This is a genomic window from Novosphingobium sp. 11B, from assembly GCF_054589055.1.
In genome coordinates this window covers 1-6,097 of sequence record NZ_BAAILP010000051.1, presented here as the reverse complement: position 1 = coordinate 6,097, position 6,097 = coordinate 1, and the positions used below count along the sequence as shown (strand labels likewise).

General features: G+C 67.1%; 7 protein-coding genes. 2 read left to right on the top strand and 5 right to left on the bottom strand.

What is annotated here, in order from left to right; translation table 11 throughout:
• Nucleotides 1-108: 108 nt before the first annotated feature.
• A complete protein-coding gene (locus ACYPYD_RS04240) occupies nt 109-420 on the bottom strand; it encodes a DUF1244 domain-containing protein (RefSeq protein WP_459662199.1) in 312 nt (103 codons plus the stop codon).
• 102 nt (nt 421-522) lie between these two features.
• Here ACYPYD_RS04240 and pyk point away from each other — a divergent pair, with 102 nt between their 5' ends.
• Nucleotides 523-2,007 carry a pyruvate kinase gene (gene pyk, locus ACYPYD_RS04235; RefSeq protein WP_069709217.1) on the top strand — a complete coding sequence of 495 codons (1,485 nt, stop codon included), beginning with the start codon at nt 523-525 and terminating at the stop codon, nt 2,005-2,007.
• Between the two features lie 192 nt (nt 2,008-2,199).
• Here pyk and ACYPYD_RS04230 read toward each other — a convergent pair whose 3' ends face one another.
• Complete coding sequence (locus tag ACYPYD_RS04230; RefSeq protein WP_008828002.1) at nt 2,200-2,745, bottom strand: sugar O-acetyltransferase; 546 nt, start codon at nt 2,743-2,745, stop codon at nt 2,200-2,202.
• Between the two features lie 2 nt (nt 2,746-2,747).
• Nucleotides 2,748-3,410: a YggS family pyridoxal phosphate-dependent enzyme gene (locus ACYPYD_RS04225; protein WP_211150474.1), complete on the bottom strand. Its 663-nt coding sequence runs from the start codon at nt 3,408-3,410 to the stop codon at nt 2,748-2,750.
• On the opposite strand from ACYPYD_RS04225, the gene ACYPYD_RS04220 reads away from it, so the two are divergent.
• Complete coding sequence (locus tag ACYPYD_RS04220; protein ID WP_211150475.1) at nt 3,409-3,969, top strand: thiamine phosphate synthase; 561 nt, start codon at nt 3,409-3,411, stop codon at nt 3,967-3,969. The two genes, ACYPYD_RS04225 and ACYPYD_RS04220, sit on opposite strands and share 2 nt — an antisense overlap.
• Here the strand turns inward: ACYPYD_RS04220 and ACYPYD_RS04215 are convergent.
• Nucleotides 3,966-4,733 carry an enoyl-CoA hydratase/isomerase family protein gene (locus tag ACYPYD_RS04215; protein WP_459662198.1) on the bottom strand — a complete coding sequence of 256 codons (768 nt, stop codon included), beginning with the start codon at nt 4,731-4,733 and terminating at the stop codon, nt 3,966-3,968. The two genes, ACYPYD_RS04220 and ACYPYD_RS04215, sit on opposite strands and share 4 nt — an antisense overlap.
• A gap of 1 nt (nt 4,734) precedes the next feature.
• Nucleotides 4,735-5,982 carry an acetyl-CoA hydrolase/transferase family protein gene (locus tag ACYPYD_RS04210; protein ID WP_008828006.1) on the bottom strand — a complete coding sequence of 416 codons (1,248 nt, stop codon included), beginning with the start codon at nt 5,980-5,982 and terminating at the stop codon, nt 4,735-4,737.
• Nucleotides 5,983-6,097 lie beyond the last annotated feature (115 nt).

The window sequence follows — 6,097 nt, the reverse complement described above, 5'->3', positions numbered from 1 at the left end:
CCTGATCCGGGACCGGTGGCTGTCTTTCGGTGAGAGATCGCAGCGCGCGCAGCCAAGTAGGCCGTTCACGGCCAGCGGTCCCGGATCAGGTCCGGGACGACGTAAAGGTCAATGCGTCCCGCCGTTCTTCTTCAGGCTCTCTTCCATCCGCGCGATCTGTTCCGGCGTGGCTTCGCTCTGGTGCTTTGCCTTCCATTCGTCGAACGGCATCCCGTGGATCACCGCGCGGGCGGCAGCTTTGTCGCCTTCGTACCCCGCATCGCGAATCCAGTCGGCCAGGCAATTGCGGCAAAAGCCCGCCAACCCCATCAGGTCGATGTTCTCGGCATCGTGGCGCTGCTGGAGGTGGCGCACAAGGCGACGGAACGCGGCAGCGGCCACGGCGTCATTTATCGTATCAATGTTATCCTTGCCGTTCATAATCGCACCGATCGTCCTTGGTTTGTCATCACGCCTTTGCCATATGGGGCCCAGTTTCCGGAAGAGGCAGTAAACTTGGTCAGCACCATTCCTTCGGGCGCCCTGAACGCAAATGGGCCCTATCGTCGTTCTCCCCACCATCGCGGCATCAAGCGCCAGCGCAAGGTAAAGATCCTCGCAACGCTGGGCCCGGCAAGCCGCGACAAGGAGACGATCGCCAAGCTGCTCAAGGCCGGCGCCGACGCTTTCCGCGTCAACATGAGCCACGGCGACCACGACACCCACCGCGAGACGATCGCCAACATCCGCGCGGTCGAGAAGGACCTGGAGCGCCCCGTCGCGATCCTGTGCGACCTGCAAGGCCCCAAGCTGCGCGTCGGCCAGTTCGAGGGCGGCAAGGCCTTCCTGCGCCACGGCGCCCACTTCACGCTCGACCGTGACCCGACCCCGGGCAACGACGAACGCGTTTGCCTGCCGCATCCCGAACTCTTCGGCATCCTCCAGAAGGGCCAGCGCCTGCTGATCGACGACGGCAAGCTGCGCCTCGTCGTCATCCGCGCCGAACCGGACGCGATACTGTGCAGCGCCGAAGTCGGCGGCCCGATCTCCGATCGCAAGGGCGTCAATATTCCCGATGCCCTGATCCCGATCCCGGCCCTGACCGAGAAGGATCGCCGCGACCTCGCTTTCGCGGTCGAGCAGAAGGCGGACTGGATCGGTCTCTCCTTCGTCCAGCGCCCCGAGGACGTCGCTGAAGCGCGCCGCCTGTCGGGCGGCCAGGGCGCGATCATGGCCAAGATCGAAAAGCCCGCAGCCGTCGAAAGCCTCGACGAGATCATCGAGCTGTCGGACGGCATCATGGTCGCACGCGGCGACCTCGGCGTGGAACTGCTGCCCGAGGAAGTGCCGCCGATCCAGAAGCACATCATCGAAAAGACCCGCGCGCTGGGCAAGCCGGTCGTCGTCGCCACGCAGATGCTGGAATCGATGATCACCAGCCCCTCGCCCACCCGCGCCGAAGTCTCCGACGTCGCGAACGCGGTCTACGACGGCGCCGACGCGGTCATGCTCTCGGCTGAGACGGCAGCGGGCCAGTGGCCGGTCGAGGCGGTGACCATCATGGACCGCATCGCCGCCAAGGTCGAAAGCGACACGACCTATCGCGAACGCATCCACCTCACCCGTACCCCGCCCGACGCGACCAGCGCCGACGCCCTGTCGGAAGCCTGCGCGCAGATCGCCGATACCCTGACGATCGAAGGCATTGTGGTGTTCACCGGCTCGGGCGGCTCCGCCCGCCGCGTGGCCCGCGAACGCCCCGCCGCGCCGATGCTGGTGCTCACGCCCTCGCAGCCCACCGCACGCCGCATCGCACTGCTGTGGGGCGCACACGCCGTCGTCACCCGCGACATCGGCAGCTTCGAGGAGATGATCGCCAAAGGCAAGCGCATGGCCCTGCGCCACGGCTTCGGCGCGGCCGGATCGCGGCTGGTGGCGCTGGCTGGCGTGCCGTTCGGCGTGCCGGGCTCCACCAACCTGCTGCATATCGTGACGCTGACCGGCAACGAGCTGGATACGCCGAAGTAAGAAGGAAAAAGGGGAGAATCTGGGGCCATCGCCCCAGACCCCGTTACTGTCGTCGCCGTGCGTGCAGCGGCGTCAGGCACATATTGCGCCGCAGGCTACAAGTCTCCCGACGAAGCGTCAGTGCGTAACGAAGCTACGCGCGCGACCTCGACGGTATACGGGGTGCAGGGGTGGTAAACCCCTGCGTCTCCCTCACCTTCTGGCTTTGGCCGGACTTCCCACGACGGTAACCCCTGCGGCTACGTCACGCGTCACCACGCTCCCCGCACCGACAATCGCATCATCTCCGATCGTAACGCCCGGCATGATGAGCGCCCCGGCGCCGATCCAGACATTGCGCCCGATGCGGATGGGCACGCCCCATTCGAGGCCGCTCGCCCGTTCGACCGGATCGCGTGGGTGGTCCGCCGTCAGGATTTGCACGCCCGAGCCGATCTGCGTTCCGTCGCCGATGGTCACCTCCACCACGTCGAGGATGACGCAGTTGAAGTTCAGGAACACCCCGCGCCCGAGACTGATGTTGTACCCGTAGTCGCAATGGAACGGCGGCCGGATGGTCGCCCCTTCGCCCACCGCGGCGAAGCGTTCGCGCAGCAGTGCATCGCGGTCGGCAAGGTCGATGGTGCGGTTGTACGCGGCCATCCATTCGGCTGCCGCGCGCTGGTCGGCAACGATTTCCGGGCAGGATGCGCGGTAGGGCTCGCCCGCCAGCATCTTCTGCTTTTCGGTGCGCTCCATTGTCACGCGCGCTTGCCGAACAGTGCGCTGCCGACGCGCACTTGTGTAGCGCCGAGCAGCACGGCGGTCTCGAAATCATCGCTCATGCCCATCGAGAGCTGGTCGAGCCCCCCATCGGCGTTATTGTCGGCCGCGATCTTTGCCAGCAGCGCGAAGAACGGCGCCGCCTCGATCCCGGCGGGGGGGACGCACATCAGGCCGACGACGGGAATGCCCGCTTCCCGCGCCGAAGCGAGGAGCACGGGGACATCGGCGATGGCGCAACCGCCCTTCTGGTCCTCCGCACCGATGTTGACCTGGATGAAGCACGGGACCTTGCGGGCCGCCTTTTCCATCGCCTTGCCCAGCGCCGCGACCAGCGAGGGGCGATCGACGGAATGGATGCAGTCGAACAGCGCGACGGCATCCTCCGCCTTGTTCGACTGAAGCTGGCCGACAAGGTGCAGCTTAACGTCGGGGTAGGCCGTGCGCAGGGCGGGCCACTTCGCCTCGGCTTCCTGCACGCGGTTTTCGCCGAAGACGCGCTGGCCGGCAGCGAGCAGCGGCTCGATCGCCTCGGCGTCGTGGGTCTTGGAGATAGCGATGAGTTCGATCGCCTCGGGCTTGCGTCCGGCGATCTCGGCGGACCTGGCGATGCGGGCGCGGATGTCTTGTAGCTGATCCATGGCGCGCTGCTATAGCGTCCTCGTGAAGAACCGCCAGCCGTCCCTTCCCAAGCTCTGGCTTATCAGCGATGCCCGCAACGATGCGCGGCTGGAGCATGCACTGGCGCGGCTCCCGCGCGGGTCCGGGCTGGTGTTCCGGCACTATCATCTTTCGCCCGAGGCGCGGCAGACGCGGTTCGATGCACTGCTCAGGCTGGCGCGCCGGCACGGGCATCGCACGGTGCTGGCCGGAGATACTGCGCTGGCCCGTCGCTGGCGGGCGGATGGGGTTTATGCCTCGCCCGAAAGGCTGGGCCGCAAGCAAGGCGTGCTACGCTTGGCCACCGTCCATTCGCTGCGTGAGCTGGCCATCGCGCATCGGACCGGAGCAGACGCGGTGCTGGTTTCCCCGGTCTTTCCAACCGCTTCGCATCCCGGTGCACAAACACTCGGCGCGGTGGGGCTGAAACTGCTGTCCGCACGGGCGCGGGTTCCCGTCATCGCACTAGGCGGAATGACGCGGCACCGCGCCCGAACCGCGCGGATCGCCCGCTGGGCGGCGATAGACGGCCTGAGCTAACGCCGTTGCCAAACGGGCTTGCGCTTTTCCGCGAAGGCCCGCGGCCCTTCCTGCGCGTCGTGCGAGTTGTAGGCATGCTCATGCGCCGCCCGCGCCGCAGCCAGTGCCGCGCTGCGACCCATCTCGGTCGAGAGCATCACCGTCTCGCGCGCAGCCTTCACCGAGAGCGGCGCGCCTTCCAGCACTTCGCGCGCCAGATCCAGAGCCGCATCCAGCACCGCGCCGGGCTCGGCAAGACGGTTGACGAGGCCGATCTCGTAAGCGCGCTCGGCGCTGATCGGCTTGCCGGTCAGCACGATCTCCATAAAAATGCGCTGCCCGATCATGTGGATTAGCGGGGCCGCCCATGGACTGCCGCGCCCGACCTTGACCTCGGTAATCGCGAACTTCGCAGCGGCGGAGGCCACGCACAAGTCGCAGGCCTGCGCGATCATCCAACCGCCCGCGAAAGCGACGCCGTTCACTGCGGCGATGGTCGGCTTCGACAGTTCGATGGTGTCGTAAGGCAATGCGTACATGTCACGCGGAGGCACGGCCATACCGGTCTCGACCATCTCCTTGAGATCGCCCCCGGCGCAGAACGCCTTGTTGCCGCTGCCGGTAAGGATCGCGATGCGCAGGGCGTTATCGGCCTCGAACTGCGCCCATGCCGCCCGCAGGCCCTCGCGAACTTCCCGGGTGAGGGCGTTGCGCTGCTCGGGGCGATTGATGGTGATGACGGCAATGCCGTCCTTGCGCGCATCGAAAAGCACGGCATCCTGCATGTCAGAACCCCCTTCTGGCGATCTCGAACGCCTCGCGCTCCAGACCCTCGCGAAAATCCGGATGCGCCACCGCGGCCAGCCGCCGCGCGCGTTCGGCCAGGGTCTGGCCCTTGAGCTGCGCGGCCCCGAACTCGGTGACCACTACGTCTACCTCGCTGCGCGCACTGGTGACGGGACCGGAAAGCGCGGGCACGATCTTGCTGATCGTTCCGCCTTTTGCCGTGGCCGCCAGCACCATCAGCGAAGCACCGCCCGGCGAGCGCGCGCCCGCCCGCACGAAGTCCACCTGCCCGCCAGTGCCTCCCATGTAGGCCGCGCCGGACTGCTCGGCATTGACCTGCCCGGTGAGATCGACTTCCAGCGCCGAATTGATGGTGACGAGGCGAGAGAGCTGCCCCAGCACCCCCGCGTCGTGGGTATAGCTGGTCGGCGTCATGCGGATCGCCGGATTCCCTTGCGCCCAGTCGTAGAGCCGCCGCGTGCCGATCAGCGCGCCGTTGATCGAGACGCCCCGGTCGATCTCCTTGCGCGCATTGGTCAGCACCCCCGCCTCGGCCAGATCGACGAGGCCGTCACCCAGCATCCCCGAATGGACGCCGAGGTCGCGCCGGTCGTGCAGCAGCCGCAGGATCGCATCGGGCACCGCGCCCACGCCGGTTTGAATCACCGAACCGTCGCCGATGAATTCCGCACAGAGCCGCGCGATCGCCTCATCAGTCGGACTGATCTTTGCGGGCATGACCTCGACCGGCATGCGCGAGACCGGCACTGCCACGTCGATCGCGCTGGCCGGGATCGTCTCGCCGGGAACGAAGGGCACCTGCTCGTTGACCTCGGCGATGACCACGCGGGCCTTGTCCACGGCGGCGCGCACGTAGTCGGAAATGAGGCCGCAGGAGTGCTCGCCCGCCGCGTTGGCAGGGCTGACCTGGATCATCGCCACGTCGCAGCGCATCACGCCTGCGGTGATGAGCGGCGCGACCTGGCTGACGTGGACCGGAATGACGTCGAGTGCGTTCGCTTTTGCCATCACGCGCAGCGCCCCGATCGCGCCCATCGACGAAAGGCGGAAGGCGGATGCCGTTTCAGGCGTGAACAGGCCGGAAAAGCTGGTGGCGATGAAGGCGTGGAGATCGCCGATGCGCGCGCCCTGTTCGGCCAGTGCCTCGACAAGCGTGGTCGGCTCGCCGCAAGCCTGCCCGAAGACGATGTGGTCGCCGGGCCGCAGGTAGGGGATGAGGTCGATCATGCCGTCGTCCCGGACTTGATCCGGGACCGGTGGCGATCTTTGGCCGGACCTTCTCGGCAAGACGCCCTGCTGGGCTCTGGGCTGTTCGTGGCCAGCGGTCCCGGATCAAGTCCGG

Bases quoted from the DNA above. Each gene is read 5' to 3' on its own strand.
- ACYPYD_RS04215 (WP_459662198.1), bottom strand. From the start codon at position 4,733: ATGCAGGATGCCGTGCTTTTCGATGCGCGCAAGGACGGCATTGCCGTC.
- ACYPYD_RS04230 (WP_008828002.1), bottom strand. From the start codon at position 2,745: ATGGAGCGCACCGAAAAGCAGAAGATGCTGGCGGGCGAGCCCTACCGC.
- ACYPYD_RS04220 (WP_211150475.1), top strand. From the start codon at position 3,409: ATGGCGCGCTGCTATAGCGTCCTCGTGAAGAACCGCCAGCCGTCCCTT.
- ACYPYD_RS04210 (WP_008828006.1), bottom strand. From the start codon at position 5,982: ATGATCGACCTCATCCCCTACCTGCGGCCCGGCGACCACATCGTCTTC.
- ACYPYD_RS04240 (WP_459662199.1), bottom strand. From the start codon at position 420: ATGAACGGCAAGGATAACATTGATACGATAAATGACGCCGTGGCCGCT.
- ACYPYD_RS04225 (WP_211150474.1), bottom strand. From the start codon at position 3,410: ATGGATCAGCTACAAGACATCCGCGCCCGCATCGCCAGGTCCGCCGAG.